Raw genomic sequence first — 20,205 nt, 5'->3', positions numbered from 1 at the left:
CTCCAGCATTTCTGCCCGAAACGGCGTTGAAATTGCCGTTCCAGACATTACAACCGGTTATGTCGGCACTTCCACCTGCAACCCATCGACGCGCTGGAACCCGCGTGGCAGCTTGCTGCCGCGCCGACCGCGCTCGCCCTTGTAGTGCTCCAGGTCGTCCGCCTTCAAAGACAGGGTACGCTTGCCGGCTTGCAATACAAGGGTCGCGCCTTCGGGAATCACCGCCAGATCGGTAACAAATTCTTCACGGCTGGCCACCCGGTCACCCGGCACGCCAATGATCTTGTTGCCCTTGCCTTTACCCAGCTGCGGCAAGTCGCTGACCTTGAACACCAGCAAGCGGCCTTCGGTGGTCACGGCCGCCAACCAGTCCTGCTCGCGATCAGCCACTGGACGCGGGGTCATGACCTTGGCCCCGTTGGGCAAGCTGAGCAGGCCTTTGCCGGCCTTGTTCTTGGCCTGCAGGTCTTCACCCTTGACCACGAAGCCGTAACCGGCATCCGAAGCCACCACGTACAGCGCATCGTCGTCAGGCAACAACACACATTCGAAAGTCGCCCCCGGTGGCGGCGTCAGACGTCCAGTCAGCGGCTCGCCCTGGCCACGCGCCGATGGCAGGCTGTGGGCCGCCAGCGAGTAGCTGCGACCGGTGGAATCGATAAGCACGGCAAACTGGTTGGAGCGCCCGGCCGCAGCAGCCTTGAAACCGTCGCCGGCCTTGTAGGAAAGGCCAGTGGCGTCGATATCGTGGCCCTTGGCGCAGCGCACCCAGCCCTTCTCCGACAGCACCACGGTGACGGGCTCGGTCGGCATCAGCTCGTTTTCCGACAGCGCCTTGGCTTCGGCACGCGCTACGATCGGCGAGCGACGATCATCGCCATAGGTTTCGGCATCCTTGATCAGCTCGCTGCGCACCAGCTTGCGCAGTTTGGCCTCGCTCCCCAGCAAGGCCTGCAGCTTGGCTTGCTCCTTCAGCAACTCATCCTGCTCACCGCGGATCTTCATCTCTTCCAGGCGCGCCAACTGCCGCAGGCGGGTCTCGAGGATGTAGTCAGCCTGGATCTCGGTCAGCTCGAAACGTTCGATCAGGGCCTGCTTGGGGTATTCCTCAGTACGGATGATGTGGATCACTTCATCCAGGTTGAGGAATGCGGTGAGCAAACCGTCCAACAGGTGCAGGCGCCTCTCGACCTTATCCAGACGGTGCTGCAGGCGGCGACGAACGGTATTGGTGCGGAACTCCAGCCACTCCACCAAGATGGTTCGCAGGTTTTTCAACTGCGGCCGGCCGTCCAGGCCGATGATATTCACGTTAACCCGATAGGTGCTTTCCAGGTCGGTGGTAGCGAACAGGTGCTGCATCAGCTCGTCGACATCGACGCGGTTGGATCGCGGGATGATGACAATACGGCACGGGTTCTCGTGGTCCGACTCGTCGCGCAGGTCGGCGACCATCGGCAGCTTCTTGGCCTGCATCTGCGCGGCAATCTGCTCCAGCACTTTGGCCCCGGAGACCTGGTGCGGCAGCGCAGTGACGACGATATCGCCATCCTCGACGCGGTACACGGCACGCATGCGGATCGAGCCGCGGCCGCTTTCGTACATCTTGAGAATTTCAGCCCGCGGCGTGACGATCTCCGCCTCGGTCGGATAATCCGGCCCCTGGATGTGCTCGCACAACTGCTCGATGGTTGCCTTGGGCTCATCGAGCAGTCGCACACAGGCACTGGCCACCTCTCGCAGGTTGTGCGGCGGCACGTCGGTGGCCATGCCCACGGCGATACCGGTGGTACCGTTGAGCAGGATGTTGGGCAGGCGCGCAGGCAGCACGGCCGGCTCCTGCAATGTGCCGTCGAAGTTCGGCACCCAGTCCACGGTGCCCTGGCCGACTTCGCTGAGCAGCACTTCAGCGTAGCGTGACAGCCGCGCCTCGGTGTAGCGCATGGCGGCGAACGACTTCGGATCATCCGGCGCACCCCAGTTGCCCTGGCCATCGACCAGGGTGTAGCGGTAGCTGAACGGCTGCGCCATCAGCACCATGGCCTCGTAGCAGGCCGAATCGCCATGGGGATGGAACTTGCCGAGCACGTCACCGACGGCACGTGCCGACTTCTTGTGCTTGGCATCGGCATCGAGCCCCAACTCGCTCATGGCGTAGACGATGCGGCGCTGCACCGGCTTCAGGCCGTCGCCGATATGCGGCAAGGCACGGTCCATGATCACGTACATGGAGTAGTTGAGGTAGGCCTGTTCGGTGAAGTCAGCCAGCGAGCGGCGTTCTACGCCGTCCAGGCTGAGTTCCAGTGAGTCGCTCATGCGGGCCTCGTCATTTCAGGTTCTGGCGCAGCAGCATGGTGCCACCGCGCTGGGTAAATTCAAGTTGTTGCAGGGCACTCATGCCCAGCAGTACGGTGGCCCCATCCAGGCCCGGCACCACGATGGCGCGTACGTTCTGCAGGCGGATATCGCCCAGTTGCAGGCTGGTCAGGCGCGTGCGGTAACCTTCAGTACGGCCATTGGCGGTGCTCAGTAGCACCGGGCTACCGCGCTCCAGGCTCAGTTCATGAGCCAACGCCTCCGGGATCGCCACATCGGTGGCGCCGGTGTCGAGCATGAAATGCACCACCTGGCCGTTGATGGCACCATCCACCACGAAGTGGCCCTGGCCATTACTCAGCAGGCGCACTTCGATAAAGCCTTGACCATGTTCGGATTGCACCTGGCTGTTGGGATTACGCTGGCTGTCTTCCCACTGGCCGAAAAAACGCGTGGCAAGAAACAGCGCCGCCGCCCAAGCGACGATCATCAGCAACTTGCCCGCGCGCTTGCCCGGCGCCTGGCTCATGGTTTGGCGCTCCAGCCACCTTCCGGTGCGTCGAAGCGCCAGACGACTGGGCGGGTTTCACCGTCGGCACGGGCGCCGTTGTTGTTGTCCAGGCCAATCCAGGCGCCCTTGGCATCGATCACCAGTGCTTCGGCCAGGCCAAACGGCTGCGCGTAGCGCCGTGACTCGACCAGCGCATCAGCAGCGAACGACCAGCACCGCTCGACCTTGCCACTGTCGACATCACGTCGGCACACCCGGTAGGCGTTGCGTTCGAGGGTAAACAGCTTGCCCTCGAACCAGGCCAGGTCAGCGAAGTCGCGCGACAGGGCCCTGGCATTGGGCATCTGCGCGGGTTGCATTTCGACCCCCGCCTCGCTCAGCAGCACGCAACCACGCCCGCAGGTCCAGACCGACTGCTGGCGCTCGATAGCCAGCAGGCCACGGCGCTCACGCTCGGCAGCCAGCCACAGGCGGTCACCCGCGGGGTTGATCGCCAGGCCTTCGAACAGGGCATTGAAGTTCAGCAGCATGCCGCTTGCCCGGGCCTGGCGCACCATGGCCGAGTCGATCCTCAACCAGTCCGGCTCGCCTTCCAGCGGCAATTGCAGCACCGCGGCATGCGCCTCACTGACCAGATAGAGGTTACCCGCCTGGTCACAGGTGATACCTTCGAAATCCAGCTCGCCACCGCGAATGTACGATGCCGCCCAATTGCGCGACTTCAACCCCCATGGCAGGCCGCTTTCCGGGACAGCCGGCGGGGTGAAGGTCAGCGGCTGCGCGCGCCAGGTGGGGTTCTGCTGATCGAAGCGGTAGATACGGTCGTCGTCACGGTCGGACACGCCCCACAACCCGCCCCGGCATTCCACCAGCCCCGACAGGTTGCCACCGCGCATACCGTCAATCGGGTGCTCGGCTGTCATCTTCAGCTCTGGCCAGTTGCCCGCCAGGGTAGGCAGGGCAACCAGCGCCAGGCAAACGGCAAGTACTTGCCGAATCAAACCATGACCTCGGCCAGGTTGCCCTTGGTTTCCAGCCAACTCTTGCGGTCACCGGCGCGCTTCTTGGCCAGCAGCTTGTCCATCAGCTCGCAGGTGGCTTCTACGTCGTCCAGGGTCAGCTGCACCAGGCGCCGGGTATTCGGGTCCATGGTGGTTTCGCGCAACTGCGGCGGGTTCATCTCGCCCAGGCCCTTGAAGCGTGTTACCTGCGGCTTGCCGCGCTTCTTCTCGGCCACCAGGCGGTCGAGGATGCCGTCACGCTCGGCTTCGTCGAGGGCGTAGTAGATTTCCTTGCCCAGGTCGATGCGGTACAGGGGCGGCATGGCCACGTAAACGTGCCCAGCTTCGACCAGTGCCCGGAAGTGCTGAACAAACAGCGCACACAGCAATGTGGCGATGTGCAGACCATCGGAGTCAGCGTCGGCGAGGATGCAAATCTTGCCATAGCGCAGCTGCGCAAGGTCGGTTGCCCCCGGATCGACGCCAATGGCCACGGCAATGTTGTGCACTTCCTGGCTGGCCAGGACTTCGCCACCGTCCACTTCCCAAGTGTTAAGGATCTTGCCGCGCAGCGGCAGGATGGCCTGGAACTCCTTGTCCCGCGCCTGCTTGGCCGAACCACCGGCCGAGTCACCCTCGACCAGGAACAACTCGGCACGCATCGGGTCCTGGCCCGCACAATCGGCCAGCTTGCCGGGCAATGCCGGGCCCTGTGTGATGCGCTTGCGCTCGACCTTCTTGCTGGCCTTGAGGCGGCGACCGGCGTTGCTGATGGCCAGTTCTGCCAGTTGCATGCCCAGCTCGGGGTGGGCGTTGAGCCACAGGCTGAAAGCATCCTTGACCACACCGGAGACGAACGCGGCGGCCTCGCGCGATGACAGGCGCTCTTTGGTCTGCCCGGAGAACTGCGGGTCCTGCATCTTCATCGACAGTACGAAAGTGATGCGCTCCCAAACGTCTTCCGGCGCCAGCTTCACCCCGCGCGGCAGCAAGTTGCGGAACTCGCAGAACTCACGCATGGCATCCAGCAGGCCCTGGCGCAGGCCGTTGACGTGGGTGCCGCCCTGGGCGGTGGGGATCAGGTTGACGTAGCTTTCCTGAATGCTGTCGCCGCCTTCGGGCAGCCACAGCAAAGCCCAGTCAACCGCTTCCTTGTTACCCGCCAGGCTGCCACAGAACGGCTCGTCGGGCAGGCGCTGGAATTCGTTGACCGAGTCGACCAGGTAGGAGCGCAGGCCATCCTCGTAGTGCCATTCCACCTTTTCGCCGCTGGCCTTGTCCTCGAAGCTGACCAGCAGCCCCGGGCACAATACCGCCTTGGCCTTGAGCACGTGCTTGAGACGGCTGATGGAAAACTTGGGCGAGTCGAAGTACTTCGGGTCTGGGCTGAAGTACACGCTGGTGCCGGTGTTGCGCTTGCCAACCGAGCCGACCACTTCCAGCTCGCTGGCCTTGAAGCCATCGGCAAAGGTCATCTGGTATTCATTGCCGTCACGCTTGACGCGCACACGCACCTGCGTCGACAGGGCGTTGACCACCGAGATGCCCACCCCGTGCAGGCCACCGGAAAACTGATAGTTCTTGTTGGAGAACTTGCCGCCGGCGTGCAGCTTGGTGAGGATCAGCTCGACCCCGGACACGCCCTCTTCCGGATGGATGTCCACCGGCATGCCGCGGCCGTCGTCGCTGACTTCCAGCGAGTGGTCGGCATGCAGGATGACCTGCACCGAACGCGCGTGACCGGCCAGTGCTTCGTCGACACTGTTGTCGATGACTTCCTGGGCCAGGTGGTTGGGGCGGCTGGTATCGGTGTACATGCCCGGCCGCTTGCGGACCGGATCAAGGCCCGAGAGGACTTCGATGGCGTCTGCGTTATAGGCGCTAGCGCTGGGATTGGCCATAGGGTCTCGTCGTCAGTCTGGTGAATGCAAAAAAGTCAAAATACAGAAAAATCGAGCGCCGCATACTGCCCACGGGCAATGCCGGCGAAGGCCAGCAGTGCCGGCAGGCGCTCGGCGAAGCCCTGGAAGCTGTGGTCGCCACCGGCCTGGATACGCAGGGCACAAGCATGGTAATAGCGCTCGGCATGGCGATAGTCCAGGGTTTCATCGGCGGTCTGCAGCCACACTTGATAGCGGTCGGCATCGGCCGGGGCCGCGACTTCCAGTTCGGCCAGGGCCTGAACGTGATCGTGGGTCAGTTCCCAGGTTTCACCGCTGTAATGGTTGCGCTGGGTGCCCAGGTAACCGTCGAAATGCTTGTGCGGGGTTACCGCCGGGTTGACCAGCAGGGCCTTGAGGCCATGGCGCTCGGCCAGATGGGTGGCATAGTAGCCGCCGAGCGAACTGCCCACCAGCAGTGGCGCACCCAGTTCGGCGATGGCCGCTTCGAGCTGGACCATGGCTTGCCGTGGGTGGTGGTGCAGGGCCGGCACTCGCAGCTGGTCGGCCAGGCCGAGCTGCTGCATGACTGCCTCCAGCTGACGCGCCTTGGTCGAAAGCGGCGAGCTGTTGAAGCCATGGATATAGAGGATGGAACCCGACATGCTGCCCCCGGAATCTGTGGCTTCGCGCCTGATAATGCGGGCGCAGGGACGCGCAGTGTAGCGCGTTCGCCGGGTTTTGGCGCCGCACAGGGGTTTTAGCAACACATTCTTCAACAGCTTTGAGAGTGCCGGGGGCGCTTTGCGCCCCTATCGCGACACAAGGCCCCACACAGGGGTACGCGATCTCCTGTGGGAGCGGCCTTGCGTCGCGATAGGGCTGCGCAGCAGCCCCAAAATCATCAATAGCCAGGGCTATCGAAGTCGAGCTGCACCTCGAAATCCAGCGCCCGCTCCACCCCGGTTTCCAGCCGCCCGTCGGCATGCAGGCGCAACCAGCGGTACCCCGGATGCTCTTCGCTCACCTGAAAGTCTTCGCTGCGCGCCGCGAACTGAATGCAGGTCGACGGCGTGGCCAGCAGGCGCCGCCCCCCTCGGACCTCATCCCATTCCTGATGCACATGCCCCCATAGCAAAGCCCGTACCTGTGGATATCCTTCAACGATATCGAACAGCGCCTGGGCATTGCGCAAGCCGATCGGCGCGATCCAGGCGCAGCCGATGTCCACTGGCTGATGGTGAAAGCACACCAGGCAATGCCGCTCGCCAGCCTCTTTCAAGGCGGCTTCCAGCACGGCCAGTTGGTCATCTTGCAGAAACCCGTGGGTAGCACCGTGCACGGCGGTGTTGAGCATGACTACCCGCCATGCGCCAATATCGGTCACCGCCTGCACCAGTTCCGGCGCCACCTGCGCCATCACCTGAGCCTCGTCATGGTTGCCCGGCAGCCAGCGCGTGGGCACGGCAAACGGTGCGGTCAGCTCACGAAACGCTTCATAGGAAGCCACGCTGGCATCCTGGGACAGGTCGCCCGTGCACAGCAGCAAGTCGACAAGCGGCTGCTCGCGCCGCACCTGGGCCACCACGTGGCGCAGGCTGTCTCGGGTCCTGAGGCCCAGCATGCTGCCAGCCGGGTCGGCGAACAGGTGGGCATCGGTCAGTTGCACCACATGCACGGGGCGGGATTGGTCTGGCGGCGACAACGGCCATCTCCTCGAATGGATTCAGCGGGAATTATGGCTGTGCGACGGTGACGAGCAAACACCCGCAACCGACTCACGTCACAATTCAGCGAACACTTGCCAGTTCGTGGCCGCAGGCCAGGCAGTGGCTGAGCCATTCACCCAGGAACAGGTTGAGCTGGGCCTTTTCGTCCGGCTGGTGCATGGCGTCGTTCGGATACGGGTAGATGCTGCGCAGGCGCCGAGTGTGTTCGGCACTGACCACTTCGGCCATGCGCGCATCGTGATACACCTGCACTTCCAGGTGTGGCACTGGCAACCACGGCAGGCTGTGTTCCTGGCGCACATGCAGGGTGGTGGTGTACGGGCAGGCCAGCACCACGTCGAGCACCAGCACGCCAAGCATCTGGTCACCCTGGGTCATGCCGATGCGGCGCGAGCTCTGGGTGGTGCGCATGTCGGGCAACAAGCGCATCAGCCGGGCGTAGTTGGCCTCGCAGGCCGCCTGCAGCCCGACCAGGTCGACTCGATAGCGCTCGCGCAGCAGGTTCACTTCCACATACCTCTTACTTCGTCACGGTTCAGCGCCAGCCATTGCAGGCCAATGATGGTGGCCGCATTGCAGATGCGCCCGTCGCGCACCGCCTGCAGGGCATCCTCGAACGCCCACACGCGTACGCGAATGTCTTCGCCCTCTTCCTCCAGGCCATGCAGCCCTCCCGCGCCCTCGCTGCTGCAACGGCCGAGGAACAGGTGAACGTATTCGTCACTGCCGCCAGGCGACGGGAAGTAGCGGGTCATCGGCCAAAGGGCGCTGAAGGTCAGGCCTGCTTCTTCTTCAGCCTCGCGATGGGCGACTTCCTCGGGCTGCTCGTCTTTGTCGATCAGCCCGGCAACCATCTCGATCAGCCAAGGGTTGGCGACCTTGTCCAGTGCGCCCACGCGGAACTGCTCGATCAGCACCACTTCGTCGCGCGCAGGGTCGTACGGCAGCACGCATACCGCATCGTGGCGCACAAACAGTTCGCGACTGATCTCGCGCCCCATGCCCCCGGCAAATAGCTCGTGGCGCAGGCGTAACTTGTCGAGCTTGTAAAAGCCCTGGAAGCAATTGGCCCGCTCGATGATTTCGAAGCCCTTGGGCACAGCGTTCAACGCGTCTGACATGGAAATCCTCATTACCTCAAATACTGCTTCGCGCCATCCTACTCCGCACGCCTGTTGGTTTCACCCCTTTCCAGCAACCGCCGGCGCACTCGGGACAGCAGCCCTTCACTCTGTTAGCTTAGTGGCGAACTGAAGGCCGCGCAGACGGTCAAAGGCCGACTTTTCCCTGTTCTGCAAGGATCATCATGACACTTGTCAAACTGACTTCCGTGGCCGTGCTGGCACTCGCTCTGGGCGCCTGCCAGAGCCTGTTCACGCCCAACTACCGGGCCCCGCTCGAGGTCAAGCGCGACGCCTGGGAGCATGTCAAACCCGGCTGCAGCGAGAGCGACTGCCCGCTGGTGAACATCGACATGATCCACTTCCCGGCCCTGCCCAAGCTCGACGGCATCGTCGAAAAACGCCTGCTGCAACTGACCGAAGACAATCAGCATGGCACCGCACCAGCCACCCTGCAGGCCTACGAACAGCAATATCTGGCCAGTGCCGACAAACGTAACAGCAGCTACTTGCAAGCCAAGGTACGCGAGCAGCATGACGGGCTGGTGATCATCGAGTTGTCCAGCTACCTGGACAGCGGTGGCGCCCACGGCATGCCCGGGCGCGGCTTCATCAACTATTCACGCAAGCTGGACAAGGTGCTGACCCTGCAGGACATGCTGGTGCCCGGCCAGGAAGACACCTTCTGGAAAACCGTCGAAGAATCGCACCGTGCCTGGCTGATGAGCGTGGGAATGGACAAGGATGCCGAGTTCGTCAAGACCTGGCCGTTCAAGAAATCGCCGCACGTCGCCCTGACGTACGGCGCGGTAGTGGTCAAGTACGAGGTCTATGCCATCGCGCCCTATTCCATGGGCCACGTGGAACTGAAGATCCCCTACCCGCGCCTGAATGGCGTACTCAAGCCTGAACTGTTTCCCGGCCGCGGCTGAGGCTTAGCAGCCCATGCAGCACACCTGCCAGCAGCAATGCGGGCAGGGTAGCGCCCAGTTCCGGCGCCTTGGCGGCAATCAGGTGATAGGCCACCGCCCCGGCAAACCAGGCCACCAACGCCTGCCAGTGCAAGCCATTGACCTGCGCTGGCAGACGGCGTCGACGGACCACGTAGTGGTCCATCAGCACCACGCCGAACAGCGGTGCGAACACCGAGCCGATCAGCAACAGGAAGTTTTCGTACTGTGCCAGTGGCGCCAACAGGGCGATCAGGGTGCACAACACGCCGATGGCCAGCGCCAGGTGCTCGACCTTCAGCGGTAGCAGCACACCGGTGGAAACCGCCGCCGAGTGAATGTCGGCGAAGGCCTTTTCCGACTCGTCCAGCAGAATAAGCAGCAGCGGAATCCCCATGCCGGCGCCTGCCAGGGCCAGCAGCAGGGCATTGACTTCGCCACTGGCGGCGAACGCCAGCGTGTACGCCACGCCCAGGCTCATCAGCCAGGTGTTGCCGATGAAGTAGCCAACGACCGTGCCGCCGAACACATGCTTGCCATTGCGGGCAAAGCGCGAGTAGTCAGCGATCAGCGGCAGCCAGGACAGCGGCATGGCGATGACGATATCGAAGCCAACCGCCAGCGACATCGAACCATCCCCGGCACGGTTCCACAGTTCGGCCAGGTCGGCCTTGGCGAACAGGTTCCAGGTCAGCCACAGGCAAGCGCCCAGCAACAACCAGATGCCCCAGGCGCGCAGCACCTTGCGCACGAAGGCCAGTGGCCCGCTGACGGCCAGCAGGGTGGCCAGGGCACCGAAGCACAGCGTCCAGAGCATGGGGCTGTTCCAGGCACTGTCCTCACCGAACGCTCGCGCCCCCAGCAAGCTGGCAGCATCGCGCATGACGATAATCTCGAAAGCGCCCCAACCCACCAGTTGCAGCAAGTTGAGCAGCGCCGGCAAGCGCGCGCCATGGCTGCCCAGGCTGAGTTTCAGGGTGCCCATGGCGGACAGGCCGGTGTCGCTGCCGATAACCCCCGCCGCACCCAGCAACAGCACACCGACACCGGTGCCCAGGGCGATGGCCAGCACGGCGCCAGCAAGGCCCAGGCCTGGCGCCAGCATGGCGCCGACCTGCAGCACCATCAGGCCGATGCCGAGGGAAAACCACAGTGAAAACAGGTCGCGAGCACCGAAGATGCGCTGCTGGATGGGGATTGGATGGTCGGGAGAGAACTGGCTGGGTGATGTCATGGTTGGCGCTCGCCGGCAATATTGTTGGTGTTCCTGGCGAGGACTTCGTCCTCGTATCGCGACGCAAGGCCGCTCCCACAAAAACCACGCAGGCTTCGAGGCTTGCGCGGTCCTTGTGGGAGCGGCCTTGCGTCGCGAAAGGGCCGCAAAGCGGCCCCAGCGTGCTTACACTTTGTGGTACAGCTGGCTGCCTTCCTGGCGGAACCGCTCGGCCTGCTCACGCATGCCTTGCTCGACCGTCACATCCACGGCCTCGATCTTGGCAGCGTACTCACGCACTTCCTGGGTGATCTTCATCGAGCAGAACTTCGGCCCGCACATCGAGCAGAAGTGCGCGACCTTGGCCGATTCCTTCGGCAGGGTCTCGTCGTGGAAAGCGCGGGCGGTGTCCGGGTCGAGGCCCAGGTTGAACTGGTCTTCCCAACGGAACTCGAAACGCGCCTTGGACAAGGCGTTGTCGCGAATCTGTGCACCCGGGTGGCCCTTGGCAAGGTCGGCGGCATGCGCGGCGATCTTATAGGTGATGATGCCGGTCTTGACGTCGTCCTTGTTCGGCAGGCCCAGGTGCTCCTTCGGCGTGACGTAGCAGAGCATGGCGCAACCGAACCAGCCGATCATCGCCGCACCAATGCCCGAGGTGATGTGGTCGTAACCCGGCGCGATGTCGGTGGTCAGTGGGCCGAGGGTGTAGAACGGCGCCTCGTCGCAGCACTCCAGCTGCTTGTCCATGTTCTCTTTGATCAATTGCATCGGCACGTGGCCGGGGCCTTCGATCATGCATTGCACGTCGTGCTTCCAGGCAATCTTGGTCAGCTCGCCGAGGGTTTCCAGCTCACCGAATTGCGCGGCGTCGTTGGCGTCGGCAATCGAGCCAGGGCGCAGGCCGTCGCCCAGCGAGAAGCTGACGTCGTAGGCCTTCATGATTTCGCAGATTTCGTCGAAGTGGGTGTACAGGAAGTTTTCCTTGTGGTGCGCCAGGCACCACTTGGCCATGATCGAGCCACCGCGGCTGACGATGCCGGTGACCCGCTTGGCGGTCAGGGGCACATAGCGCAGCAACACACCGGCGTGAATGGTGAAGTAGTCCACGCCCTGTTCGGCCTGCTCGATCAGGGTGTCGCGGAACAGTTCCCAGGTCAGGTCCTCTGCCACGCCGTTGACCTTTTCCAGGGCCTGGTAGATCGGCACGGTACCGATCGGCACCGGCGAGTTGCGAATGATCCACTCGCGGGTTTCGTGGATGTGCTTGCCGGTGGACAGGTCCATGACCGTGTCCGAGCCCCAGCGGATGCCCCAGGTCAGCTTGGCCACCTCTTCCTCGATCGAGGAACCCAGGGCGCTGTTGCCGATGTTGCCGTTGATCTTCACCAGGAAGTTGCGACCGATGATCATCGGCTCTACTTCCGGGTGGTTGATGTTGGCCGGAATGATCGCGCGGCCACGGGCGATTTCCTGGCGAACGAATTCAGGGGTGATTTCTTTCGGGATGTTGGCACCGAAGCTGTGGCCGGCATGTTGCTCATTCAGCAGGCCGGCGGCGCGGGCCTCCTGCAGCTTCATGTTTTCGCGGATGGCCACGTATTCCATTTCGGCGGTGATGATGCCCTGACGGGCATAGTGCATCTGCGAGACGTTGGCGCCGGCCTTGGCACGACGCGGGTTGCGCACATGGGCGAAACGCAGCTTGGCCAGCTCTGCATCGTTCAGGCGCTGCTGACCGAAGTCGGAGCTCAGGCCTTCCAGGCGCTCGGTGTCACCGCGGGCTTCGATCCACGCCGAACGCACATCGGCCAGGCCTTTGCGCACGTCGATGATCACGTCGGGGTCGGTGTACGGGCCAGACGTGTCATACACCAGCACCGGGGCGTTGGACTCGCCGCCGAAATCGGTCGGGGTGTCATCCAGGCTGATTTCACGCATGGGGACGCGGATGTCCGGGCGCGAGCCTTCGACATACACCTTGCGCGAACGCGGGAACGGTTGCACGGACTGCTGATCGACTTGTGCCGATTCGCTGAGGTTGATCGCTTTTTCTTGTTTGGTCATCACAGGCTCTCCTGACGGCTTCCTAGCAGTGGAATGTCGGGGTGAACCTGAAACGCGCGGACGCACCCTCTTTGGGTGCAGTGCCGGACATGGGGGTGCCTGAAGCTGTAGCAGCTGTGACAATCCCGGACCTGGCACAAGAGGCTCCCCGGGAAGGCGAGCAATCTTGTTCCCTACGCAGGCGCTAACCTGATCAGGTTCAACGGGATCCGCACCTCTGCGATCTCAGCCTTTGCTTCAAGGCACCCCGACAAGAACATGCGCAGTCTAGACTGGAGTGGTCAGCAAAGCCAAGCAGGTAAATGCGCGGATGATGAAAGGCAAACCGAGCGATTGTTGCCGGGTGCGCATGGCACTACACTGGCCCATCGCTCGATACTCAACAGTTCAGTAATTAAATTTCGTACAAGGATTGCCTCTATGCTGCGCAAACTCTCACTGGCGATAGCCGTGTCTTGTGCGTCCAACGGAGTGGTCTGGGCAGCGGACGTGCCTTCGACAGTCAAAACCGATCTGGTCAGCGTCTACCAGGAAGCAGTGGACAACAACGCTGACCTGGCTGCAGCACGCGCCGATTACGGGGCACGCCGCGAAGTGGTGCCGCAGGCCCGCGCCGGGTTGCTGCCAAACCTGTCGGCCGGTGCCGAGATGATGAACACCCGCACCAAGCTGGACGAGCCGTCCATGACGTCCAATCGCAGCGGCAACGCCTGGAGCGCGACCCTGGCTCAGCCGATCTTCCGCGCTGATCGCTGGTTCCAGTTGCAAGCCGCCGAAGCAGTCAACGAACAGGCAGCACTGGAGCTGTCGGCGACCGAGCAAAACCTGATCCTGCAAACCGCGCAAAACTACTTCGCCGTCCTCCGCGCCCAGGACAACCTGGCCGCCACCAAGGCAGAAGAAGCCGCCTTCAAGCGCCAGCTGGATCAGTCCAACGAGCGTTTCGACGTGGGCCTTTCGGACAAGACCGACGTGCTGCAGTCCCAAGCCAGTTATGACACTGCACGGGCCAACCGGATCATCGCCGAACGCCAGGTGCAGGATGCCTTCGAGGCCCTGGTAACCCTGACCAACCGTGAGTACACCTCTATCCAGGGCGTGGTGCATAGCCTGCCGGTACAAGTGCCAACGCCCAACGATGCCAAAGCCTGGGTCGAAACCGCCGGGCGCCAGAACCTCAACCTGCTGGCCACCAACTACGCGGTTTCTGCCGCAGAAGAGACCCTGCGTCAGCGCAAGGCTGGGCATGCACCGACCCTGGACGCCGTGGCCAAGTACCAGAAGGGCGACAACGACAGCCTTGGCTTCACCAACCCATCGCAACTGGGGGTGCGCTACAGCGGCGACGTCGAGCAGACCAGCGTTGGCTTGCAACTGAACATACCGATCTACAGCGGCGGCCTGACCAGCTCGCAGGTACGCGAGGCTTACCAGCGCCTGAGCCAGAGCGAGCAACAGCGTGAAAGCCTGCGCCGCCAGGTCGTGGAAAACACCCGCAACCTGCACCGCGCAGTGAACACCGATGTGGAACAGGTACAGGCGCGCAAGCAGTCGATCATTTCCAACCAGAGCGCGCTGGAAGCCACTGAAATCGGCTACCAGGTCGGTACCCGCAACATCGTCGACGTGCTTGATGCCCAGCGCCAGCTGTACACCTCGGTGCGCGACTACAACAATAGCCGTTACGACTACATCCTCGACAACCTGAGCCTGAAGCAGGCAGCCGGCACCCTGAGCCCGCAAGACCTGCAGGACCTGAAGCGCTACCTGAAACCTGACTACAACCCGGACAAGGACTTCCTGCCGCCGGACCTGGCGGCAGCAGCGGCCAAGAACTTCGAGCGCAGGCCTTGAGGTAGGGGCTGGACCATTCGCGGGCAAGCCCGCTCCCACACGTACCGTGCCAGGCCTGAAGGCATGATGCACCTGTGAGAGCTGGCTTGCTGGCGATAGGCCGCCAATATCACTCCAGACATGTACGACAACGCCTAGGCGGCTACGGCAATCGTCGAGTCGATGCGTTGAGCCGACATATCACCGATAAGCACAGGCCCCGCAGGTTCAGGGGCGAACGCAGCCATTGCATCAACAAGATTCCCCAGGCTCGGTAGCGAGTGCTCGACAGCAACCAGCGATGACCCTGCTGAAAGGGCGGAAATCTCAGGCACGGCAACCGCTTCAGATGTGACCATTGCCGGCTGCGCAAAGATAAAGTCCTCCGCGGTCACCTGCGCAACTTCGAGCGCATCCAGGTACAGCATCTTCACAATACCTTCCTGCCCCGGCACTGCCTGGGTATCAACGGCTACACCGTGAATCTGCGCAAAGTCATTGAGTTTGAAGCGCTGGACTTTGCTGACGTGCAGATCCTCGAAGCGACTGATGCCTACCTGGGTCAGGTCAATCTTGTCGATACCGTGTCGGAACCCCCGAAGGGTGTTCTTGTAGTCGCTCACACCTTCTTGTTTTGTCACCAGAAACACGCTGGGCGCAACCGTCGGCGGGGAATATACCGTGCCTGCCAAAGAAGCCACCAACTGCCCGGATGCGTCACTGGCAAGCGACACGCCACCTGCACCACCGGTAAGCAGAACATTCGCGGTGACAGGCGGGGTCGTCTGCCCTTCAGGGCTGCCCTCGAAATAACCTGGCGCAGCGGTGAAAGCGTCAAGGAAACGGAAGTTCGCTGACCGCAGTTCGGCAATCGTAGTGTCCGCAATCGTCAGCTTCTGCCCACTGCCAAGGTCGAGCACAGTCGAATTGCCGTCCTGTTGCATCTGCAAGTCAGCAAACCCTGAACCACCAAAGCCGACCAGGTCGATCACCTCACGCGAAGTCTCGAACTGCTTGAGTACATCGTTACCGCCTGCACGCCTGTGGATGACAAAGCGGTCGGTACCCTCACCCCCCTTGAGGAGATTGTACCCACGGCCACCATCCAGTAATGCCCCGGCGGGCCCGGCGATCAAGGTATCGTCGCCATCACCACTGATAAGGTTTTGCACCGAACCAGGGGCTATGGTGAGCGCCGCACCGGCAATACTGGCGCTGCCGCTGGCCAGATCCACCGAGATACTGCGACTTACTGCAGCCGCGTTCAACGTATTGCGCCCGCCAGCGGTGCCGCTGATGGCATCGTCTAGCTTCGCGCGCCCTGGGTTTTCTGCCACCAGGTTCGCGTAGTCGTCGGTGAAGAAATAGATATCATCGGTGGTGCCGGGGCTGCCGACGAGGCGCAGCGTCCAGCGATCAAGCGTTAACGGTAAGCCAGCAACAGCATTACGCACCTCAAGCTTCCACTCCCCAGCCGAGCGCTCTGCGCGATGATGGGTCGACATGAACCCATATTTGAACGCCCCTGAACGCGAATCGCCCAGATCGTCATCACCAGAGCCCGGCGCCTTGCCTGTGCGATCGAGCAGTACGCTGCGCGTGCCGCCAGGCGACACCAGCGTGAGCGTCATGTCGCCAAGGCGGCCGACCATCGAGTGGACATCGACCTCCACATGCTCCACCAGCAAATCAGCCGGCAGGGTCAAAGACAAAGTCGCAACCTGCCCCGCCGCAACCTGTTGAGCCACTGGTGCACTGCTGGCTGTCAGCAGCCGTTCATTGGCCTTGGTCGCCCGGCTCCCCCAGGACTCGGCAAGGCGCACCGCGGCGCGGGCGTCGATCATGCCAAAGCCGTAGTCGTGGCTGGCGTGCATGCCACCGCCATTCCAATTGCGCCCTGCGTTGTAAGCCCATTGGGTTGATGCGTCATCCACTTTGCGCGCAGACAGTGCGAGGATCTGCTGAACATCCCGATAACCCAACCCCGGGTTGGCCTGCAACATCAACGCCACCACGCCTGAGACGATCGGCGCGGCGAAGCTGGTGCCCTGAGTCGTGCTGTAGGCGCTGCCGACCGACGCACCGCGCTCCGCTTCAAGGCTGACGCCACTGGATAGAACATGGCTCCCCGGTGCAGCGACCAGCAAGCTGGAGCCTGGATTGGAAAAGGGTGCCGTGGCAGCTTGCAGTACCGAGAGGTCTGCCTTTGCGTTGATGGCCGCCACTTCAATGGCGTGGCGGTTGTTGTTGGTCAGCGAGCCCTGTGCATTACCGCCTTTATGGCGCTGGTTGCCACCAGAGGCGACGACGATGGTGCCTAGCCCACCACGGCCGTTGGTGGCGGCAAGCGTAGTGCTGAACGCCAGCGCCAGAGCAGTATCGACTTTTCCTTCTGGAACATTTGTAAGTCCGAAGTCCGTTTTGAAACCCCAACTGTTGTTGGCTATGTCGTAGTTGACCATTTGCCCCAGATTGGTCAGGTCATCGCCTTTGTTGGCCAGGTAGTGCCCGCCGATCTTCGCCTCATATGCGATGCCGATCCCTCCTTGATCATTGCGCGCGCCAACCATGACCCCAGCCACTTGAGTGGCATGATTGGACGCCAAAGCGGGCAGCGTGCCATTGGTGCGTTGGGTTTTCAGCCAGATGGGATCGATATTCGGCTTGAGATCGGGGTGCCCGATGTCGAAGATTTCCGGCGCCACGGCAAACTCCCCTCCCGGCTCGAACTGCCCTATCCTCACCCCCTTGCCCGTGAAGTCACGCCATACCGGCGCGACATTGATCTCGTCCAGATACCACTGCCGCCCCGACAGCGGGTCAGCGGGGGATTGTTCATGGCGCAACGTTACCGTTGCCCGCAAGGGTGCTGATGCAGCACTGCCCACCTCGGTCACACTCATGGACGCGTTGCCGGCAGCATCGACCAAGTCGTAGCGGAAACTGACATCACCGTCATGGCCTGGTAACGGCGTGACCTCCACATCACCCTGCTCATTCAGCCGCACTGTTGCACCCTTGCCAGCGCTGACTGAGGCGATGCGCAATGGCCCGCTGCTGCCAAGTGGCTGGTCATTGCCCAGCAGCGCCGTTGCGGGGACTATCAGCGCCGTGTCAGTGGTGGCGAATGTAGCCAGTTGCTCAGGCGAGAGCCTGTCGCCGATTGGCATGGCTCCCCGGCCGAGAAGATCGATGGCAGCAATGTCGGCGAAGCTGAGTTTCTGGATGTTGCTCAAGCTCAGACGGCCATCTCGTCCCGCCACGGTGTCGGTGATCAGGTGGCCCGATTCGGTACGTGTGATCAGGTACTCGTCGTGAGCACCATGCAAACTGACCAGGTTGGTGCCCGCGCCTCCGTCGATCGTGGCATCGCCGCGTCCGGCCTCGATCACGTCATCGGCAGCACCGCCTGTAATCCGATCAGCGCCACCACCGGCGTAAATGATACTTCCGCCCGCCGAGGCCTGAATGCGATCCCCCTTGGGGCCCGCATAGATCACCGACTTGCCGGTACCACCGATGATGTCGTTACGGCCCGTACCGCCAACCAGCACATCGTTGCCGCCACCGCCAATCAGCAAGCTGTCGCCCGAGCCGCCCTTGATGAAAACTCCGCGTTGACCGCCGCTGGCGATGATGTCCTTACCCCGCCCGCCTTGCGCAATGGTCAGCCCGGCCTTGGCCATGTTCAGCCCAACGCCATGCTCCCCCACGATCAGTGCCGTGTCGCGCCCACCATTGCCCTGCATGTTCGCCCAATCGTCGCTGGCACTGATCACGAATACATCGTCGCCCGCCCCGCCGTGATAGGTGTTGCTGCCACCGCCACCAACCAGCCAACTGCCCTCTGGGGCCGCGGTCAAGACATCATCGCCCGCGCTGCCGTACAGCGTCTGTACGCCGAGCGCTGCGGCGTCCAGCGTGCTGCCTTGAGTACTCTGGCTGATGTAGGCCCTTCGGGAAGTGGGCCCGCTTGACGAAGTCAGTAGAGCGCCACCCTCCTGGGCCTCGATCCGATTACCGACGGTATCGGCGAGAAACCTCACCGCCAGTACTTCCCGGTCCTCACCATTGACAGTGAAAGCGCCTCGGGAAATGACCTCGTTACCCTGACGCACCTCTCCTACCGGCTCGACCTGGCCGAGCTTGATCTGGCTAATGCCATGCTCCTGCAATGCCCTCAGCTCACCGGCATCGGCACGCCCGTCGTGGTTGCCATCGACCCACACCTTCAATTGCGCCCAGACGGCGTCTTCAACGTTGATGACGCCATCGGCGTTGGCGTCAACACTTGCCAGGGCGGCGAAGCCATCCTTGAACGGCGTTTCACCAGAGCTGCCATCACTGCCTGCCTTGCCGCCGTAGTATTCGGAGAACAGCTGGCTGACGTTGCTCACCTGGCCGGTACCGTTGTCATGCACCAGCATGCCGGTCAGCCGGTCTGCCCAGCCGGTGCGGCGCAGTGAACCACTGTTATCGATATCGAACAGTACGCCTTCCTCGATACCCGTCAGGCCAACGCCCTTGCCGCTGAGGTCGAGCAAGAGCGGGTCGACAAACGTGTTCACCGTGGTCATTGCTGCCAACCCGTTGAGTACCACGGCATTGCGCAGGCTGAAATCCGGTTGTTCATTGCCATCACGATAGAACTGAGCCAGGTGCTGATTGGGTCGCACGTTGGGGTCGATCTGGAGCTCGCCGGGGCGAACACCACCGGTGGCCAAACTGCCCAACTGAGCGGAGGTGAAGTCGGTGTTGTCGAGGGTGCTGTCGGTGAATGCGATACTGTGGGTCAGGCGACGATCGACGTAGCCGTTGGAGACGTCATTGCGGATATCGTCCTGGCCTTGGAGGTCGCGGCGGGATTCGGTTGTGGGGGTGATTTCGATGTTCAAGGATGGATCTATAGCCCCTGGGTTCTCAGAATCTACGAGTTCGGAGATCACACTGGCCAAGCCATTTCCCGCAACTTCTCCTATTGAATAAAGAAAAGATGCAATGGCGGTCGGCGAATCAATACGAGATTTCCAATACTTGGCCATGCCACGCATATCATCCGGAGCCACTACAGTGCTATTAGCCATTCTACTATCAGTCTGAATGGACAACCAAAACTCACTACCCGGGCTTCCCGCCGCATCCAGTACCTTTTTCCAATATGACTCGCGATACTCCGGATCGGTTAACTCAAACACAGAATTCAAAGTCCAGGCATCTTTCGACCTACCCAAGCTTTTAAATACGTCACTATGGAAATCCCAAACCTCCATATGATTTGGATCACCATCTAACGTACCATCCATCACCCTGCGCTCTTGAAGCTCCAAATAAGCTTTCCCCATTTCCAATCTTACTTCTTCAACATCTGCCTCGCTCATGGGGCGCCCGGCATCTGCCTCAGTTCGTTTCATGAAATTTATAGCAGCCAACCCTGCTATGGAGTTGCCTTTAGCAACGCCATTGGCAAGCACGGCATATCGATCCCCCTTCACAGCCATATAGTCATACATATCCCCAACACCTTTGGACTCAAAAATTTTACGCGCAACCGCTATATCTTCTTTTGTCAACCCCGACATTTGC

Annotated in this window: 13 protein-coding genes and 1 riboswitch; of the genes, 2 read left to right on the top strand and 11 right to left on the bottom strand. The window is 62.1% G+C overall.

Features of this window, described 5'->3' with window-relative positions:
- Positions 1–57: 57 nt before the first annotated feature.
- The 8 genes from parC to BJQ17_RS01585 all read right to left on the bottom strand — a co-directional run bounded on the left by parC (position 58) and on the right by BJQ17_RS01585 (position 8,559).
- Entirely contained in the window at positions 58–2,316 is a 2,259-nt protein-coding gene (gene parC / locus BJQ17_RS01620) for a DNA topoisomerase IV subunit A (RefSeq protein ID WP_070095408.1), read from the bottom strand.
- Positions 2,317–2,326: 10 nt separating this feature from the next.
- Positions 2,327–2,845, bottom strand: a complete 519-nt coding sequence (locus tag BJQ17_RS01615) for a TIGR02281 family clan AA aspartic protease (RefSeq protein ID WP_003249490.1) — start codon at positions 2,843–2,845, stop codon at positions 2,327–2,329.
- The gene (locus BJQ17_RS01610) at positions 2,842–3,828 is read right to left on the bottom strand and encodes an esterase-like activity of phytase family protein (RefSeq protein ID WP_003249488.1); all 987 of its coding nucleotides are present in this window, start codon (positions 3,826–3,828) and stop codon (positions 2,842–2,844) included. Before BJQ17_RS01610 ends, BJQ17_RS01615 begins: the two co-directional genes overlap by 4 nt.
- Positions 3,825–5,729 (bottom strand): DNA topoisomerase IV subunit B, encoded by a 1,905-nt coding sequence (parE, locus tag BJQ17_RS01605; protein ID WP_003249486.1) that lies wholly within the window; start codon positions 5,727–5,729, stop codon positions 3,825–3,827. The genes BJQ17_RS01610 and parE overlap by 4 nt, the downstream gene beginning before the upstream one ends.
- 35 nt (positions 5,730–5,764) lie before the next feature.
- Positions 5,765–6,373, bottom strand: coding sequence for a YqiA/YcfP family alpha/beta fold hydrolase (locus BJQ17_RS01600; RefSeq protein WP_070095407.1), 609 nt, complete (start codon positions 6,371–6,373; stop codon positions 5,765–5,767).
- A gap of 239 nt (positions 6,374–6,612) precedes the next feature.
- Positions 6,613–7,413: a 3',5'-cyclic-AMP phosphodiesterase gene (cpdA, locus tag BJQ17_RS01595; RefSeq protein ID WP_070095406.1), complete on the bottom strand. Its 801-nt coding sequence runs from the start codon at positions 7,411–7,413 to the stop codon at positions 6,613–6,615.
- Between the two features lie 85 nt (positions 7,414–7,498).
- The gene (locus BJQ17_RS01590) at positions 7,499–7,951 is read right to left on the bottom strand and encodes a DUF1249 domain-containing protein (RefSeq protein WP_003249480.1); all 453 of its coding nucleotides are present in this window, start codon (positions 7,949–7,951) and stop codon (positions 7,499–7,501) included.
- Positions 7,942–8,559 (bottom strand): NUDIX domain-containing protein, encoded by a 618-nt coding sequence (locus BJQ17_RS01585; RefSeq protein WP_003249478.1) that lies wholly within the window; start codon positions 8,557–8,559, stop codon positions 7,942–7,944. The genes BJQ17_RS01590 and BJQ17_RS01585 overlap by 10 nt, the downstream gene beginning before the upstream one ends.
- A gap of 185 nt (positions 8,560–8,744) precedes the next feature.
- Between BJQ17_RS01585 and BJQ17_RS01580 the strand changes: the two genes are divergently transcribed.
- Positions 8,745–9,491 (top strand): RsiV family protein, encoded by a 747-nt coding sequence (locus BJQ17_RS01580; RefSeq protein WP_003249476.1) that lies wholly within the window; start codon positions 8,745–8,747, stop codon positions 9,489–9,491.
- Here BJQ17_RS01580 and cytX read toward each other — a convergent pair.
- The gene (cytX, locus tag BJQ17_RS01575) at positions 9,460–10,743 is read right to left on the bottom strand and encodes a putative hydroxymethylpyrimidine transporter CytX (RefSeq protein WP_003249474.1); all 1,284 of its coding nucleotides are present in this window, start codon (positions 10,741–10,743) and stop codon (positions 9,460–9,462) included. The genes BJQ17_RS01580 and cytX overlap by 32 nt on opposite strands.
- 165 nt (positions 10,744–10,908) lie before the next feature.
- Positions 10,909–12,789 (bottom strand): phosphomethylpyrimidine synthase ThiC, encoded by a 1,881-nt coding sequence (gene thiC / locus BJQ17_RS01570; protein ID WP_003249473.1) that lies wholly within the window; start codon positions 12,787–12,789, stop codon positions 10,909–10,911.
- Between the two features lie 153 nt (positions 12,790–12,942).
- A riboswitch (TPP riboswitch) is annotated at positions 12,943–13,049 on the bottom strand.
- A 160-nt stretch (positions 13,050–13,209) separates the two neighbouring features.
- Between thiC and BJQ17_RS01565 the strand changes: the two genes are divergently transcribed.
- Positions 13,210–14,643, top strand: a complete 1,434-nt coding sequence (locus tag BJQ17_RS01565) for a TolC family outer membrane protein (protein ID WP_003249472.1) — start codon at positions 13,210–13,212, stop codon at positions 14,641–14,643.
- A gap of 134 nt (positions 14,644–14,777) precedes the next feature.
- Here the strand turns inward: BJQ17_RS01565 and BJQ17_RS01560 are convergent, their stop codons facing one another.
- A complete protein-coding gene (locus tag BJQ17_RS01560; protein WP_070095405.1) occupies positions 14,778–20,201 on the bottom strand; it encodes a S8 family serine peptidase in 5,424 nt (1,807 codons plus the stop codon).
- Between the last annotated feature and the right edge of the window lie 4 nt (positions 20,202–20,205).

The organism is Pseudomonas sp. NBRC 111139, assembly GCF_001753955.1.
Classification (GTDB): domain Bacteria; phylum Pseudomonadota; class Gammaproteobacteria; order Pseudomonadales; family Pseudomonadaceae; genus Aquipseudomonas; species Aquipseudomonas alloputida.
This window is presented reverse-complemented; position numbering and strand designations above follow the sequence as displayed.